The organism is Streptomyces sp. AC602_WCS936 (assembly GCF_019049125.1).
In the GTDB taxonomy this organism is placed as follows: Bacteria; Actinomycetota; Actinomycetes; order Streptomycetales; family Streptomycetaceae; genus Streptomyces.
In genome coordinates, this window is sequence record NZ_JAGMUF010000021.1 from 72,278 (window position 1) to 88,067 (window position 15,790).

At 71.1% G+C, this 15,790-nt stretch carries 14 protein-coding genes; 3 read left to right on the plus strand and 11 right to left on the minus strand.

Annotated elements, in window-relative coordinates; all coding sequences use genetic code 11:
* The first annotated feature begins 353 nt into the window (after positions 1–353).
* Positions 354–1,808 carry a cytosine permease gene (locus KUM03_RS10310; RefSeq protein ID WP_217246737.1) on the plus strand — a complete coding sequence of 485 codons (1,455 nt, stop codon included), beginning with the start codon at positions 354–356 and terminating at the stop codon, positions 1,806–1,808.
* A 754-nt stretch (positions 1,809–2,562) separates the two neighbouring features.
* Here KUM03_RS10310 and KUM03_RS10315 read toward each other — a convergent pair.
* The 4 genes from KUM03_RS10315 to KUM03_RS10330 form a co-directional block, all read right to left on the minus strand.
* Positions 2,563–3,978 (minus strand): sugar porter family MFS transporter, encoded by a 1,416-nt coding sequence (locus KUM03_RS10315; protein WP_217246738.1) that lies wholly within the window; start codon positions 3,976–3,978, stop codon positions 2,563–2,565.
* Between the two features lie 190 nt (positions 3,979–4,168).
* The gene (gene smc, locus KUM03_RS10320; RefSeq protein WP_217246739.1) at positions 4,169–7,723 is read right to left on the minus strand and encodes a chromosome segregation protein SMC; all 3,555 of its coding nucleotides are present in this window, start codon (positions 7,721–7,723) and stop codon (positions 4,169–4,171) included.
* A gap of 273 nt (positions 7,724–7,996) precedes the next feature.
* Positions 7,997–8,209: a hypothetical protein gene (locus tag KUM03_RS10325; protein WP_003973418.1), complete on the minus strand. Its 213-nt coding sequence runs from the start codon at positions 8,207–8,209 to the stop codon at positions 7,997–7,999.
* A 380-nt stretch (positions 8,210–8,589) separates the two neighbouring features.
* Entirely contained in the window at positions 8,590–8,871 is a 282-nt protein-coding gene (locus KUM03_RS10330; protein WP_073731596.1) for an acylphosphatase, read from the minus strand.
* Positions 8,872–9,057: 186 nt separating this feature from the next.
* Between KUM03_RS10330 and KUM03_RS10335 the strand changes: the two genes are divergently transcribed.
* Complete coding sequence (locus tag KUM03_RS10335) at positions 9,058–10,254, plus strand: CAP domain-containing protein (RefSeq protein WP_217246740.1); 1,197 nt, start codon at positions 9,058–9,060, stop codon at positions 10,252–10,254.
* A 24-nt stretch (positions 10,255–10,278) separates the two neighbouring features.
* Positions 10,279–10,686, plus strand: coding sequence for a helix-turn-helix domain-containing protein (locus KUM03_RS10340; protein WP_217246741.1), 408 nt, complete (start codon positions 10,279–10,281; stop codon positions 10,684–10,686).
* A 19-nt stretch (positions 10,687–10,705) separates the two neighbouring features.
* Here the strand turns inward: KUM03_RS10340 and mutM are convergent, their stop codons facing one another.
* The 7 genes from mutM to rsmD form a co-directional block, all read right to left on the minus strand.
* A complete protein-coding gene (gene mutM / locus KUM03_RS10345) occupies positions 10,706–11,566 on the minus strand; it encodes a bifunctional DNA-formamidopyrimidine glycosylase/DNA-(apurinic or apyrimidinic site) lyase (RefSeq protein WP_217246742.1) in 861 nt (286 codons plus the stop codon).
* An 88-nt stretch (positions 11,567–11,654) separates the two neighbouring features.
* A complete protein-coding gene (gene rnc / locus KUM03_RS10350) occupies positions 11,655–12,500 on the minus strand; it encodes a ribonuclease III (RefSeq protein ID WP_217246743.1) in 846 nt (281 codons plus the stop codon).
* A gap of 7 nt (positions 12,501–12,507) precedes the next feature.
* Positions 12,508–12,681 (minus strand): 50S ribosomal protein L32, encoded by a 174-nt coding sequence (gene rpmF / locus KUM03_RS10355; RefSeq protein ID WP_003951102.1) that lies wholly within the window; start codon positions 12,679–12,681, stop codon positions 12,508–12,510.
* 2 nt (positions 12,682–12,683) lie between these two features.
* On the minus strand, positions 12,684–13,328 hold the full coding sequence (locus tag KUM03_RS10360; protein ID WP_217246744.1) for a DUF177 domain-containing protein: 645 nt from the start codon (positions 13,326–13,328) through the stop codon (positions 12,684–12,686).
* A gap of 155 nt (positions 13,329–13,483) precedes the next feature.
* Positions 13,484–14,596, minus strand: coding sequence for a cell division initiation protein (locus tag KUM03_RS10365; protein WP_217246745.1), 1,113 nt, complete (start codon positions 14,594–14,596; stop codon positions 13,484–13,486).
* Positions 14,597–14,667: 71 nt separating this feature from the next.
* Positions 14,668–15,147 (minus strand): pantetheine-phosphate adenylyltransferase, encoded by a 480-nt coding sequence (gene coaD, locus KUM03_RS10370; RefSeq protein ID WP_210902217.1) that lies wholly within the window; start codon positions 15,145–15,147, stop codon positions 14,668–14,670.
* 26 nt (positions 15,148–15,173) lie between these two features.
* Entirely contained in the window at positions 15,174–15,761 is a 588-nt protein-coding gene (rsmD, locus tag KUM03_RS10375) for a 16S rRNA (guanine(966)-N(2))-methyltransferase RsmD (RefSeq protein ID WP_217246746.1), read from the minus strand.
* Between the last annotated feature and the right edge of the window lie 29 nt (positions 15,762–15,790).

The following is a 15,790-nucleotide window of genomic DNA, read 5'->3' on the forward strand; positions in this document are numbered from 1 at the left end:
GGGGCAGGCGTGCCCCCGGGCCGGGCTGGCCCGCCGCCTGGCTCATGGCCGGCGGGAAGCCCATTCGGATGGAGTCACAACCCGTCCGGTATCAGCGGCGCACGCTGATGCACGGAGGACTGGGTCGAGGGGTGTCGAGACACACCCAAGGCGTGGCATGGCTCATGCGGTGAGCCGTGCCACGCCTTTCTCATACAGGGCCGAGCACAGAAGACCACTCATGGCTTCCTCCAAAGGACAAAGGCCCCTGGAAGGAAGGAGTCGGATCAAAGTACGATGGTAGAGGCCACGTCAACGCGCGTAGAGTCCCGACCGAATCCTCTTCTCACACGATCGAGGCACGGACCCCCCACATGAGCAAGACCGCCGAGACCGAAGGCGCACTGGAAACCCGCGGCATCGAGCAGGTGCCCGACCACGAGCGCACCGCCCGGACCCGCGAGCTTTTCCCGACCTGGGTCGGCGCCAACATCAGCGTGCTGCTGCTCACGATGGGCGCGAGCCTCGTCGTGGCGTACCAGCTCAACTTCTGGCAGGCCCTCGTCGTCGCGGCCGCCGCGCCGGTCGTGTCGTACGGCCTGGTCGGGCTGATCGGCATCGCCGGCAAGCGCGGTGGGGCGCCCGGCATGGCGCTCTCCCGCGCGGTGTTCGGCCAGCGGGGCAACCTGCTGCCCGGTTCGCTGATCTGGGTCGCCCGTTGGGGCTGGGAGACGATCAACGCGGTGACCGGCGCGTACGCCGTGCTCACCGTGCTGGACATCGTGTTCGGCATCAAGGCCAACAGCGTGCTGGACATGGTGACGCTGCTCGCCTTCGTGGTGGCGACGTTCGCGATCTCCGGGCTGGGCATCAACGCCGTGCAGAAGTGCAACAAGTACGCGACGTACCTCTTCGGTGCCTTCTCGGTGCTGGTGCTGGGCTACCTGGTCGTCGACACCGACTGGTCCGCGGTCTTCGACCGGTCCGCCGGTTCGGTGGCCGCGATGATCACGGGCGTCGGCCTGATCGCGGCCGGCGGCGTCAGCTGGATCCCGTCCGCCCCGGACTTCACCCGGTACCTGCCGCGCACGGCCTCCTCGAAGGGCATCGTGGGCGTCACGGTCGGCGGCGCGGGCATCGTCGTACTGCCCATGGTCCTGATGGGCATGATCATGGCCGTCTCCACGCCGGACCTGGCCTCGGCCGCCGACCCGGTGTCCTTCCTCGGTGAGATCCTGCCCACCTGGATCGCGGTGCCGTACCTGCTGATCGCCCTGATCGGCATGCTGCTGATCAACTCGATGTCCATGTACTCGGCCGGCTTCACCGCGCAGACCCTGGGCTTCAAGGTCCCGCGCCACTGGGCGGTCTCGGTCAACGCGGTCATCTCGCTGATCTTCGGCGGCGTGCTGATGCTGGTGGCGACCAGCTTCATGGGCTCCTTCATCGCCTTCCTGTCGCTGCTCGCGGTCGCCTTCTCCGCCTGGGTCGGCGTCTTCGGCGCGGACATGCTGCGCGGGCGGGAGTACGACGGCGCGGCGATGGCGGACACCACGCGCAGCAGCGCGTACTGGTACCGGGGCGGCTTCTCCCCCGCCGCCGTCGCCGCCTGGGCGGTGGGTCTGGTCGCGGGCCTGATGTTCACCACCTCCGACTGGTTCACCGGCCCGCTGGCCACGAACAACTTCGTCGGCGAGTACGGACTGGGCTGGGTGGCCACGGTCGTGATCTCCGGCCTGCTGTACGCGGTGCTGCCGAAGCCGGCGCTGGTCGTCCCGGCGGCGACGCCGGCCGAGCGTGCGGCGGAGCAGGAGCGCGCGGGCGTCTGAGCCGACGGCGTTCGGTCCGGTCCGCGTCCCCTCTCGCCCCGGGCGAGGGGGGACGTTCGCTTTGCGCTCGGCGCGCACACCCCTGGCCGGGGCACGCGGCGCGCCCCGGCCGTCCCACCACGGGAGTGAGCGACGCTCGCGACGACGGGCACCCGCCGCCCCCGTACGGCGGCGAGACGCCACCCTGAGGCGTAGGGACCCACCGCGCGGTCGAGCCCCTCGACGCCCCACCCGGCCCGAGGGCCCGGCACTTCGGGCGCCGAAGCCCTCGGCAGGCGCCCGCAGACCGCGACCCCGGGGCGGCCCGCGGTATCCGTGTACGACGGCGGCCGGCACCACCCCCACCACGGGAAAGGGCAGCACGCGGACGACCCCCGTACCGCGAGACGCCACCCTGAGGCGTAAGGACCCACCGCGCGGTCGAGCCCCTCGACGCCCCGCCCGTGCCGAAGGGTGCCCCGGCCATGCCGACATCGGCGCCCTCGGCAGGCGCGCAGAGACCGTCTTGCCCGCGCAGTGGCCCGAGGCGCCCGCGTACGACCGCGGCCGGCACCGCTCGCCGGTGAGTGGTGCCCATTCGGCGGTGGCGGCCTACGGCGCTGGGGCAGGCGGCCATGTCGGCCGACGGGCGTGGGCGCCCTGCCGCGCACACACCGCCGCCCCGCCCGGAAGGTGACCGGGCGGGGCGGCGGACGGTACGAGGAGAGGGGCAGCGGGGGCTTGGCCCTTCTCCCCGAGTGCGGGGGCGGGGCGGTCAGCCCATCTCCTCCAGGGCCTTGCCCTTCGTCTCCTTCACGAACTTCAGGACGAAGGGGATGGAGAGCGCGGCGAAGATCGTGTAGATCACGTAGGTGCCGGAGAGGTTCCACTCGGCCAGCGACGGGAAGCTCGCGGTGATGGCCCAGTTGGCGATCCACTGCGCGGACGCTGCCACACCGAGCGCGGCGGCACGGAGCCGGTTCGGGAACATCTCGCCGAGGAAGACCCAGACCACCACGCCCCAGGACAGGGCGAAGAAGAGCACGAACAGGTGGGCGGCGATCAGGGCGACCCAGCCCTGCGTCTCCGGGAGCTTGCCGTCGACCAGGTCGAAGGAGAACGCCCAGGCCTCCAGCGCGAGGCCGATGACCATGCCGACCGAGCCGATGAGGGCGAGCGGCTTGCGGCCGATGCGGTCCACGAAGATCATCGCGATCACGGTGCCGACGATGTTGATGATCGACGTCGTGAACGAGTAGAAGAAGGACTGCGTCGGGTCGACGCCGACCGACTGCCACAGCGTCGAGGAGTAGTAGAACGCGACGTTGATGCCGACGAACTGCTGGAAGACCGACAGACCGATACCGATCCAGACGATCGGCTTGAAGAAGAAGCTGCCGCCGAGCAGGTCCTTGAAGGAGGACTTCTCCTCGCGGTGCATCGCGTGCTCGATCTCGGCGACGCGGGCGTCGAAGTCGACGTCCTTGCCCTCGACCTCTTGGAGGATCTCCTTGGCCCGCTCGTGCTTGCCGACGGAGATCAGGAAGCGCGGGGACTCGGGGATGGCGAAGGACAGCAGGCCGTAGAGGACGGCCGGGATGACCATGACGCCGAGCATGACCTGCCAGGCCTCCAGGCCCATCAGCTCACCGCGCTGGTCGCCGCCGGCGGCGTTGAGGAGCCCCCAGTTGACGAGCTGCGAGACGGCGATGCCGATGACGATCGCGGCCTGCTGGAAGGAACCGAGCCGGCCCCGGTAGGCGGGCGGGGAGACCTCGGCGATGTAGGCGGGGCCGATGACCGACGCCATGCCGATGGCGAAGCCGCCGATGACGCGCCACATGGCGAGGTCCCACAGCGCGAAGGGCAGGGCGGAGCCGACGGCGCTGACGGTGAAGAGGATCGCCGCGATCTGCATGCAGCGGATGCGGCCGATGCGGTCGGCGATGCGGCCCGCGGTCGCCGCGCCGATGGCACAGCCGATCAGCGCGATGGCGATGACCTGGGCCAGCACCGCGGAACCGACGTCGTAGCGGTCCCGGATGGCCTCGACCGCGCCGTTGATCACGGAGCTGTCGTAGCCGAAGAGGAAACCGCCCATCGCGGCCGCCGCCGCGATGAAGATGACGTGCCCGAGATGGTCGGGGTGAGCCGTCCTGGCTCCTGATGATGCCTGCGATGTGCTGGCCACGTGTACTCCTCGGGCTACCGGCAACGCTGCCGGGGTGGTTCGCCTTCGAGGTGCCACCAGAAGGAAGCTGAAGGGACCTGAAGGTAAAAGCAACGTTGCAGAGACTATGCCTTCAAGTTTCGAAGTCAATAGGTGAAGAGGTGTGAGTTTGGAGATGCAGTAGAGGGTTAATCGTTCAAGAGTTGAAGAACTAGCGCAGCCGCTGGCTGATGACCTTTGACACACCATCGCCCTGCATGGACACGCCATAGAGCGCGTCGGCGACCTCCATCGTGCGCTTCTGGTGCGTGATCACGATCAGCTGCGAGGCCTCCTGCAACTCCTGCATGATCCGGATCAGCCGCTGGAGGTTGGTGTCGTCGAGGGCCGCCTCGACCTCGTCCATGACGTAGAACGGGCTGGGCCGCGCCTTGAAGATCGACACGAGCATCGCCACCGCGGTCAGCGACCGCTCCCCACCCGACAGCAGCGACAGCCGCTTGACCTTCTTGCCCGGCGGCCGGGCCTCGACGTCCACGCCCGTGGTGAGCATGTTGTCGGGGTCGGTCAGGATCAGCCGTCCCTCACCGCCCGGGAAGAGTCGGCTGAAGACGCCCTCGAACTCCCGGGCCGTGTCCCGGAAGGCCTCGGTGAAGACCTGCTCGACGCGCTCGTCGACCTCCTTGACGACCTGGAGCAGGTCGGCGCGGGTCTTCTTCAGGTCCTCCAGCTGCTCGCTGAGGAACTGGTGCCGTTCCTCCAGCGCCGCGAACTCCTCCAGCGCCAGCGGATTCACCTTGCCGAGCTGCTGGTAGGCGCGCTCGGCGGCCTTCAGACGCTTCTCCTGCTCGGCGCGGACGAAGGGCCGGGGACGGTTTCGCGGGTGCTCCGGGTCGGCGGGGAGCTCTTCGCCCTCGGCGGGGGGCGAGGGCGGCACCTCTTGATGGGGGCCGTACTCGGCCGCGAGCCCCTCCGGTTCCACACCGAGTTCCTCCAGCGCCTTGGTCTCCAGCTGCTCGATGCGCAGCCGCTTCTCGGCGCCGAGTACCTCGCCCCGGTGGACCGAATCCGTCAACTTGTCGAGCTCCGCCTTCAGGTCGCGCCCGGCGGTGCGCGCGGCGGTCAGCTCCTGTTCGCGGCGGGCCTTGGCGGCGTCGGCGGCGGTGCGCTCCTCGTCGGCGCGGGTCAGGGAGCCCTCGACGTGCGCGAGCAGCTGCCGGGCGCCGCTGGCGACCGCCTCGGCGACGGCGGCCTCGTGGCGGAGCCTGGCCCTGCGCTGTTCGGCACGCGCGCGTGCCTCACGTTCGGCGCGGGCCGCGCGGTCCAGGGAGTCGGCGCGTCCGGCGAGACCCTTGACCCGCTCCTCGTGGGTACGGGCCTGGAGCCTGGCTTCCATCTCCGTCTGGCGGGCGTTGGCGCCGTCGGCGGCGAGCCGGTCGCGCACGGAGGTGTCGGGTTCCTCTTCGACCGGCATCTCCTCGGCGACGGCCAGCCGCTCGGCCAGCTCCTCGACCTCCATGAGCGCCTTGTCCAGCGCGTCCTGCGCCCGTGCGGCCGCGGCGGCGGACCGTTCCGCCTCACCGGCGGCGCCCCGTGCCTGGCCCGCGAGCCGCCCGAGCTGCTGGGCGACGGCCGACTTCTCCCGGTCGGCGGCCCGGCGCCGCTCCCCCAGCTCCTCGACGACCGCCGCGCACTCCCGGCGCCGTTCGACGGCCGCCTCCTGCGCCCCGGCCAGCTCCTCGCACCGCACGCCCAGCTCCGTCAGTTCGGCGGCGGCCTGATCCACGGAGGCCTGCACCTCGAGCAGGCTGGGCGCCCCGGCGGACCCGCCCTGCGCGAAGTGCGCGCCCAGCAGGTCGCCCTCGGCCGTGACGGCGGTCAGCTCCGGGTGGGCGTAGACGAGGGCCTCGGCGTCCTCCAGGGTGCCGACCACGACGATCCCGCGCAGCAGCCGCCGTACGGCGGGCATCAGGTCGTCGGGGCCCCGGACCAGGTCGGCGGCGTACGGCGGTCCGTCGCCCCGGCGCTGGTCGGGTACGTCGTCGGGGGCGCCGGCGAGCAGCAGGGCGGCCCGGCCGGCGTCCTGCTTGCGCAGCAGGCGGAGGGCGTCGGCGGCGGCCGCCGGGGAGGTGACGGCGAGGGCGTCGGCGGCGGCGCCGAAGGCGGTGGCCAGGGCTGCTTCGTGACCGGGCGTCACGGTGAGGAGTCCGGCGGCCGGGCCGAGCAGTCCGGCGAGCCGGTCCCCCGCGGCGAGGACCGCGCCGGTGCCGTCCTTGCGGCGCAGCCCGAGGGCCAGGGCCTCGTGGCGGGCCTGCGTGGCGGCGCGTTCGCGTTCCGCCGCGGTGGCCGCCTCGCGGGCGGCGCTCAGGGCGGCCTCCGCCTCGGTGAGCCGGTGCTTGGCGGTCTCGTGCCGCTCGGCGAGTTCCTGGTCGTCGGCGTCGAGTCCGTCGACCTCCGCCTGGAGCGCCTCGTACTCCTCCTGGGCGGCGGCGGCCCGTTCCCTGGACTCGTCGCGGGCCTCGGCCAGCCGCTCGATCTCGGCCTGGGCGGAGGCGGCGCGGGAACGGGCGGCGCCGACCTGCCCGCTGAGCCGGGCCAGTCCCTCACGGCGGTCGGCGATGGCGCGGGCGGCGTCCTTGAGGCGGCGCTCCTCCAGGGCCAGTTCGCGTTCGAGGTCGGCGCGGTGGGCGACGGTGTCCTCCAGGGCGCGTTCGGCCGCCTCCAGGGCCGCTTCGAGTTCGGCCTCCTGCTCGCGGACGCGGGCGGCCTCGCGCTCCAGTTCCTCCGGGTCCCGGCCGCGGCGCTCCTCGGGGGGCGCGGAGGTGGCGCTCTTCACGCGGGCGTCGGCCAGGGAGATCGTGCCGCGCACCCGTTCGGCGAGCTGGGACAGCTCGTACCAGGTCTGCTGGGCGCGCTGGAGGCGCGGGGTGAGCCGGCGGACCTCGTCCTCCAGGTCGGCCTCGCGGCGCAGTGCCTTGCCCAGCTCGCGCTCGGCGGACTCCTTGCGTTCCTTGAGCGCGGCCTCGTCGGCGATCTCGGCGTCCAGCGCCTCACGCAGCCGTACGAGGTCGTCGGCGAGGAGGCGCAGCCGCGCGTCCCTCAGGTCGGCCTGGATGACGGCGGCCCGGCGGGCGACGGCGGCCTGCCGGCCGAGCGGCTTGAGCTGGCGGCGCAGCTCGTCCGTCAGGTCCTGCACGCGCGCGAGGTTGGCCTGCATCGCGTCGAGTTTCCGGAGCGCCTTCTCCTTGCGCTTGCGGTGCTTGAGGACGCCCGCGGCCTCTTCGATGAAGGCGCGGCGGCCCATCGGGTCGGCGTGCAGGACGGAGTCGAGCTGGCCCTGGCCGACGATGACGTGCATCTCGCGGCCGATGCCGGAGTCGGAGAGCAGTTCCTGGATGTCGAGGAGGCGGCAGGTGTCGCCGTTGATCTGGTACTCGCTGCCGCCGTTGCGGAACATGATCCGCGTGATGGTCACCTCGGCGTACTCGATGGGCAGGGCCCCGTCGGAGTTGTCGATGGTCAGCGACACCTCGGCCCGGCCGAGCGGCGGGCGGCCGGTGGTGCCGGCGAAGATGACGTCCTCCATCTTGCCGCCGCGCAGCGACTTGGCGCCCTGTTCGCCCATGACCCAGCTGAGCGCGTCCACGACGTTGGACTTGCCCGAGCCGTTCGGTCCGACCACGCAGGTGATGCCGGGCTCGAACCGGAGCGTGGTCGCCGACGCGAACGACTTGAACCCGCGCAGGGTCAGGGCCTTCAGGTGCACGCCGTCGGACTCTACCTTTCGCGGGTGTCTCACTCCATGAACCGGTGAACCACCGCGGTTTCACGGGTGAACGTGCAGGGCACATCAGACGTTGAAGAGGGTGAAAGGATGCGCGGGGCAGGAACGGGCGGGGGCCGGACGGCACAGGCGCTGGGACGGGGGCAAGAAAGAAGGGACGCCGAAGCGTCCCTTGCAGACTCTGACACCTGCGGTGGTACGGGTTGTCCCGACCACTGCCGTGTCGTAGTGGAGCGATGCAGTGATCAGCAGTGATCAGGTGAGCGCAGGCTCCGCCTGGTGTGCGTCAACGCTCTCCATGCTCTCCATGATCCTGTCGTGAGAAGCGGCAGCCGCCAACGCGTCGTTCTCCGCCTGGATCCGTCCGAGCTCGGATTCCAGGTCCTGGACGCGCTGCTGGAGCCGTCGCATCTCGGCGAGGAGTCGCGGGTCGGAGCCGCCGACGTAACCGAGAAGCGCCTTTGCCATGATGGATGGTCCTCCACAATGAGTGACCGACCGAAGCGGTGTGGGTCGTGTAGGGATCGCACCCGCGGTGCTTGGCACTTTGGAGTTTTTTCTGCCGTTCAACCATGCCAAACAGCTAAGGTGCGCGGGGCTTTCAGCGTCTCACCAAAAAGTTTGACGGTCAACACGATCACACCCCGTATCGGTGGGCGCCCGGGGGCACGCGGCCGGGAAACGGCGACGCGGCGACTCCTGCGGGCCCCTGGGGGCGTGGCGATCATCCTGCGTGGGGAGCCTGCCACGAGGACGTCGTTCTTGGCAACCACCTGCCCGTTTCCCTTGCGGAACGCCCTTCGGGGAGGACCTCGCCGGGCGCCGGAGGCCCCTCGCGCGGCGCCGGGTCAGCGGATGGCGAAGCCCTCGTAACCGCCTCGGGGTGTGTCCCAGATCTCGGTCACACCGTCCACGCGTCCGGGCGTGTCGTCACCGTGCAGCCATTCGAGCAGCCCCTCGCAGCGCTCGCGCGGGCCCTCCGCGACGACCTGGACCCGCCCGTCGGCCAAATTGAGAGCAAAACCACTCATCCCGCCGAGTTCCAGCGCCCTGGCCCGCGTGAACCAGCGGAAACCCACACCCTGAACCTGTCCGCGCACCCACGCGACCAGCCGTACATCCTCGCTCATGGGTGCAAGCTAACCAGTCAATGTCTCGCCGGACACTTCACCCCCTTGCGCCATGCGGTACCGTCCCCACCCAATGAATCGCACCTGAAACTCACTCGAACGTGTGAGTTCCGTGTTGATCGTGAGGAACGTCGACCGCGAGGACACGTCCCGCGTCAGGACCGCGAGGACGAGGAGGGCCAGAACATGGGACGCCACCGACGCTCCGCCGCCGGCCGCGCCGCCACGGGCCGCGCCGCGGGGGGCCGGCAGACGGACGGTACGACGGGACGGCACGGGCAACAGCCCGCGCCGGGCGACCGCCCCACGATGGGGATCGCGCCCTACCTGAACCCCGAGGCGTACGCCGAGGCCCGCGCGAAGAGCGACGCGTACCTGTTCGCTCCGGACGACGGCGGCGAGGGCGGCGGCCACCCGCAGGCCGGCCGCACGGTCCCCTTCCCGAGCGACGGCTTCAACCCCGACGAGGGCACCCAGCACGCGGGAACGCACCGCCGGCGCCGGAAGAAGGCCGTCACCCCCGTCCGTACCGGCCTCCTCGGCGTCTCCGCCGCGGTCGCCATCGGCACGGTCGCGGTGGCCACGGGCACGGTGCCCGGCCTCGACAACTACCGCTTCGACGGCGGCAGCGGCGGAGGCGGCCGGGTGCAGGCCCAGGACGTGCCGACCAACACCCCGTCCGGGCAGGGCGGCACCTCCGGCAGCGCCGAGTCGGGCCGGGGCGGCGACACCGCCACGAGCCGCGGCACCGACCGGTCCTCCGCACCGTCCTCGGACGGGTCCACGCCCTCGCAGTCCCCGTCCTCGAAGGCCCCGTCCTCCAAGTCCCCGTCCGAGAAGCCCTCCCCCTCGGCACCGGCGTCGAAGCCCGCCGCCCCCGCCGAGACCCCCTCGAAGACCCAGAAGCCGGAGTCGACGACTCCCAGCGAGAAGCCGAAGCCCACGCCCTCCCGGCCGGCCACGAAGGAACCGGCGAAGCCCAGCGCGCCCGCGGCGGCCTCGGAGCAGGCCGTCGCCCAGGCCCAGGTGCTCAAGCTGGTCAACGACGAGCGGGCCAAGGTGGGCTGCCGCCCGCTGGCCGCGAACAGCGCCCTGACCGGACTCGCCGCGGACTTCAGCCGGTCCATGGCCGAACAGGGCTTCTTCGACCACACGGACCCCAGCGGCGCGACCCCCTGGGACCGTGCCGAGGCGGCCGGCATAAGCAACCTCGGCGGCGAGAACATAGCCCGCGGCCAGGCCGACGCCCAGGCCGTGATGGACGCCTGGATGGACAGCCCCGGCCACCGCGCCAACATCCTGAACTGCGACTTCCAGACCCTGGGCGTCGGCGTCCACTTCGGCTCCGGCGGGCCGTGGTGGACGCAGAACTTCGGCTACTGACCCCGGCCCACGTACGCTGGCGGTATGTCGACCACGCAGGAGCGCACGGCGGAGCAGGATCTGCCGTACGACGTGTTCTCCCGGGCCTGTCCCTCGCGCGGCACCCTGGAGCACGTCACGGGGCGCTGGGGCGCGCTGACGCTCGGGGCGCTGTTCGAGGGGTCCTTCCGCTTCAACGAGCTGCGGCGCCGCGTCGACGGCGTCAGCGAGAAGATGCTGGCCCAGACGCTGCACGCGCTGGAGCGCGACGGTCTGGTGCATCGCGAGGCCCAGCCGACCAACCCGCCGCGCGTGGACTACGAGCTCACGCCGCTGGGGCGTGAGGTGGCCGGGCGGCTGATCGCGCTCATCCAGTGCCTGGAGGGGCGGATGGACGAGGTTCTGACGTCGCGGGAGCGGTACGACGAGGCGCGTCGGACGCCTGCGGTGTGATCGATCGCGGGGTGATCGCCTATGGGGCGGTCCTCGGTGGGCGCTGGCACTTCGGGCAGAAGTAGCTGGAGCGGTTCATCCACGGCCGGCGGCGCATCGGTGTGGCGCAGCGGCGGCAGGGCAGGCCCTCGCGGCCGTACGCGTCGAGGGAGCGGTCGAAGTAGCCGGACTCGCCGTTGACGTTGACGTAGAGGCTGTCGAAGCTGGTGCCGCCGACGGCGAGGGCGGCGTTCAGCACGTCCCGGACGTGGCCGAGGAGTTCGGCGGTGCGGGGGCGGGTGAGGGTCGCGGTGGGGCGTTCGTAGTGCAGGCAGGAGCGCCACAGGGCCTCGTCGGCGTAGATGTTGCCGACGCCACTGATCAGGGACTGGTCGAGCAGGGCCCGTTTGACGGTGGTGCGCTTGCGGCGCAGGGCGAGGTGGAAGGCCTCGTCGTCGAAGAGCGGGTCCAGGGGGTCGCGGGCGATGTGCGCGATGACGTCGGGCAGTCCGTCGGGGGACGTGTCGTGCAGGGAGAGGCCGCCGAAGGTGCGCTGGTCGACGAAGCGGAGTTCGGTGCCGAGGGCGTCGGTGAAGCGGACGCGGACGCGGAGGTGCTTTTCGGCGGGTGCCTCGTGCGGCTGGACCAGGAGCTGGCCGCTCATGCCGAGGTGGGCGAGGACCGCCTGACCGGCGTCCTCCAGGGGCAGCCACAGGTACTTGCCGCGGCGGCTGGGCGTGCCGATGCGGTGGCCCTTGAGGCGGTGGGCGAAGTCGTCGGGGCCGGCGATGTGCCGGCGTACCGCGCGTGGGTGGAGCACTTCGGCGTCGGCGACGGTGCGGTGGGCGACCCAGCGCTCCAGGCCGCGCCGGACGACTTCGACCTCGGGCAACTCGGGCATGGCATCCCCTCGGACGGTCCGGTTGACGTACCGAACGCCCACCCCGGTAGCGGGGCGGGCGTTCGGGACGTGTGGTGGTACGGGTGGGTCAGGCGGAGGCCGACGAGGCGTCGGCGGCCTCGGTGGCTTCGGCGGACGGCTGGTCGGCCGTCGCCTTGGCACGCTCGTCCGCCGCGGTCTTGATCGACCGCCACGCGGATTCCGCGGCCTGCTGCTCCGCCTCCTTCTTGCTGCGGCCGGTGCCGGTGCCGTACGAGACGCCTCCGACGCGGGCGGCAGCAGTGAAGGTCTTCTCGTGGTCGGGGCCGGTCTCCGTGACCAGGTACTCGGGGACGCCGAGCCCTTCGGTCGCGGTGAGTTCCTGGAGGCTGGTCTTCCAGTCCAGGCCGGCACCGAGGTTGGAGGACTTCTCGATCAGCGGGTCGAACAGGCGGTGCACCAGTTCGGAGGCCGCGTCGAGGCCCTGGTCGAGATAGACCGCGCCGATCACCGCTTCGAGGGTGTCGGCGAGGATGGATGCCTTGTCCCGGCCTCCCGTGCCCTCTTCACCGCGGCCGAGCCGGATGAAGGAGCCGAGTTCGAGCCCGCGGCCCACCTCCGCCAGCGCACGCGAGTTGACCACCGCGGCCCGCAGCTTGGCCAGCTGGCCTTCGGGCAGGTCGGGGTGGGTGCGGTACAGCGTGTCCGTGACGACGAGGCCGAGGACGGAGTCACCGAGGAACTCCAGCCGCTCGTTCGTCGGCAGACCGCCGTTCTCGTACGCGTAGGAACGGTGGGTCAGTGCACGCACCAGAAGGGCGGACTCGAGCTGGTAGCCGAGCCGCCCTTCCAGAAGCGTGTGGGACGAGGCCTGGTTGTTGTCCGCCTTCTTCTTGGCGGGTGGGTCCGCCTTGGCGTCATCCGCCTTCTTGGGGACTGACACAGTGCCTCTCACCAGCCGCTCAGACCTCGAGGACCTGGCGCTTGTTGTAGGTGCCGCAAGACGGGCACGCGATGTGCTGCTGCTTGGGCTCGTGGCAGCGCTCGCACGCAACCAGGGTGGGGACCGCAGCCTTCCACTGCGACCGGCGGTGGCGCGTGTTGCTGCGCGACATCTTCCGCTTCGGAACAGCCACGGCTACTTCTCCTGCTTCTCGTCGACGCCAGGTTCGGCGCCGCTCATCTCGTCCTTCTCGCCGTCTCCGAGTGAACCGGCGAGTCCCTGCAAAGCCGCCCAACGAATGTCGACGGCGTCGTGGTGGTGGTCCGGATCGTCCGCCAGGCGTGCTCCGCACTCGGAGCACAGACCCGGGCAGTCTTCCCGGCACACCGGCTGCATCGGCAGTGCGAGCACCACCGCGTCGCGCAGCACGGGTTCGAGGCCGATCAGTCCGTCCTCGACGAAGTACCTGTCCTCGTCGTCCTCGGCGTCGTCGCCCGGTTCCGCCGCAGGGCGGCCCCGGTCGTCGGCGTCAGGGTACGAGAACAGTTCCTGGAAGTCCGCGTCGAGCTCCTGCTCGAGCGGCTCCAGACACCTTACGCACTCCCCCTTGGCCTTGGCACGGGCGGTGCCTGTGACGAGCACCCCTTCCATGACCGACTCGAGCCGGAGATCGAGTTCCACCGGGGCGCCTTCCGGCACCGCGATGACTCCCTGGACACCGAAGTCCTTGGGAGCGTCGACCGTGCGGGTCAGGCGCTGCAGCGCACCGGGCCGCCGTCCCAGCTCGTGTGTGTCGAACACGAGGGGGTTGCGGTGGTCGAGGCGCGCGTTCAGAACCATTCCTGCTTTCGGTCTTCGTGGCTGGGGTACAGCTGGGGGACGCCGCCCTTCGGTGTTCCCGGGCAGCGGCGATCGCGGACGTACACGCGACCGAAGAGCCAGGATACTGGACCATTCGCTCACGGCCCAATCCGGGCCGGTCGGAGGCTCCAGCCCTAGAGGCCGCGGCCTTGTTCGTAGGCCCTCAGCTGCTCGGCGCTGATCATGCTGGTGTCGAAGAGGCTGGTCTCGTCGAGCGCCTGCGGCTGGGCCTGCGGGGGCTGTGCGGGCTGCTGGGGCTGGGGGTAGGCCTGCTGCTGCCCGTCGTACGTCTGCTGGGACGTGTCGTAGCCCTGGTACGCGTAGGGGTCGGCGGTCTGCTGCTGGTAGCCGTACGGGTCCTGGCCGCCGTACTGCTGCTGGTAGCCCGCGTACGGGTCGGGCTGCTGCTGGGCGTAGCCGTACGCCGGCTGCTGCGACGGCATCTCCGGCACCGCCTGCGCCGGTACCTGGGCCGCCGCCGGCTGCTGCTCGTCGTACTCGTGCCGGCGGGGCTGCTGGGCGGGGGCGTCGGAGAGGGCGGCCAGGTCGGCGAGGTAGTCGGCGTCGCTGGAGTGCTGCACGGTGGTGGAGTCGTCGGCGAGGGCGCCGAGGTCGTCGGTGGCGATCCGGCCGTGCAGCTTCTGGCGGCCCCGGCCGACCGCGTCCAGGGTCTTGGCCAGCACCGCCTCGAAGGCGCCGAGCTTGGTGTCGACGTAGGTGTCGGCGTCGCGGCGCAGGACCTCCGGGTCGTGGCTGCGCTCGGGGGCGTCCTCGTCCTCGTAGCCGTTCTCGTCGAGGCCGGGGCCGGTGCCGAGCAGCTTCTCGCGGCCCCGGCCGACGGAGCCGAGGGTCTTGGTGAGGACGACCTCGAAGTTGGCGAGCTTGGAGTCGACGTAGTCGTCGGCCTCGGCACGGACCTCCTCGGCCTCCTGGCGGGCCTCGGCGAGGATGCGGTCGGCCTCGGCCTGGGAACGGCGGGCGACCTCGGTGTCGGAGATCAGCGAACCGCGCTCGGCGTGTGCGCTCTCGATGATCCGGTCGGCCTCCTGGCGGGCCTGCGCGACCATCTGCTCCCGGTCGCCGATCAGCTCCTGGGCCTGGGCGAGGGAGCCGGGCAGCTCGGCGCGCAGCTCCTCCAGCAGCGAGAGCAGTTCGGCGCGGTTGACCACGCACGAGGCCGACATGGGCATGGCGCGGGCGCCGGAGACCATCGCGGTGATCTCGTCGAGCTTGTTCTGCACGTCCACCGTGTGCTCGCCACTCTCTACAGCTGTGTTGGAGACGGACGGGACGACTGTACGACCCTGCGGCGACGGTGTCAGTCCTTCCTCAGGCGCTCCGAGAGTGCTTCGAGGACCAGCGGCGGCACCAGGTGCGAGACATCGCCGCCCCAGGTGGCGACCTCCTTGACCAGGGAGGACGACAGGAAGCTGTAGGTGGGGTTGGTGGGGATGAAGAGGGTCTCCACACCGGAGAGGCCGTTGTTCATCTGGGCCATCTGCAGCTCGTAGTCGAAGTCGCTGACCGCGCGCAGGCCCTTGACGATGGCCGGGATCTCGCGCTGCTTGCAGAAGTCGACGAGGAGGCCGTGGAAGGACTCCACGCGTACGTTTCCGTACTCGGCGGTGACCTGGCGGATGAGGTCGATCCGCTCCTCGATCTCGAACAGGCCCTTCTTGGCCTGGTTGATCATCACCGCGACGTAGACCTCGTCGTAGAGGCTGGAGGCACGGGCGATGATGTCGAGATGTCCGTTGGTGATCGGGTCGAACGACCCGGGACAGACGGCGCGGCGCACTTGAGTTCCCTCGCTCTCCGGTCCGGTCATCGTGCGTCTTCGCACGTAGAGGCGGCGCGACCGTACCAAAACGTTCCCTCGCCGTAGCGACGGGCCCGGATCGCGTCGAAGCCGTCCGGCCAGCGGAATTCGCCGCCCCTGGTGCTGCGCTCCACGGTGACGAGCGCTTCGTCGGCGAGCCACCCCTCCGTGCGGAGTGTGAGCAGGATCTCCCGAAGATCGTCGTCGGAGACGGCGTAGGGCGGGTCCAGGAAGACGATGTCGTACGGCTCGGCCGGGGCCGGGGTGCGGACGATCTGTTCCGCCTTGCCCGCCCGGACCTCTGCGCCGGGCAGGCCGATGGCCTTGACGTTCTCCCGGACGGTGCGGGCGGCGCGGGCGTCGGCCTCGACGAGCAGGACGTGCCCGGCGCCCCGGGACAGCGCCTCCAGGCCGACGGCGCCGGAACCGGCGTACAGGTCGATGACCCGCTCGCCGTCGAGGGGGCCGCCGAGCAGGGACTGCCAGGTGGAGAAGAGTCCCTCGCGGGCGCGGTCGGAGGTGGGGCGGGTGCCGGTTCCCTGCGGGACGGCGAGGCGGCGTCCGCCGGCTTTGCCGGCGATCACTCGGGTCATCTGGGGTCCTTGGTCGTGAGCGGCTCTAC

Coding starts and splice junctions, on each gene's coding strand:
- KUM03_RS10310 (WP_217246737.1), top strand. CDS start 354: ATGAGCAAGACCGCCGAGACCGAAGGCGCACTGGAAACCCGCGGCATC.
- KUM03_RS10325 (WP_003973418.1), bottom strand. CDS start 8,209: ATGGCAAAGGCGCTTCTCGGTTACGTCGGCGGCTCCGACCCGCGACTC.
- KUM03_RS10330 (WP_073731596.1), bottom strand. CDS start 8,871: ATGAGCGAGGATGTACGGCTGGTCGCGTGGGTGCGCGGACAGGTTCAG.
- KUM03_RS10335 (WP_217246740.1), top strand. CDS start 9,058: ATGGGACGCCACCGACGCTCCGCCGCCGGCCGCGCCGCCACGGGCCGC.
- KUM03_RS10340 (WP_217246741.1), top strand. CDS start 10,279: ATGTCGACCACGCAGGAGCGCACGGCGGAGCAGGATCTGCCGTACGAC.
- mutM (WP_217246742.1), bottom strand. CDS start 11,566: ATGCCCGAGTTGCCCGAGGTCGAAGTCGTCCGGCGCGGCCTGGAGCGC.
- KUM03_RS10360 (WP_217246744.1), bottom strand. CDS start 13,328: ATGGTTCTGAACGCGCGCCTCGACCACCGCAACCCCCTCGTGTTCGAC.
- rsmD (WP_217246746.1), bottom strand. CDS start 15,761: ATGACCCGAGTGATCGCCGGCAAAGCCGGCGGACGCCGCCTCGCCGTC.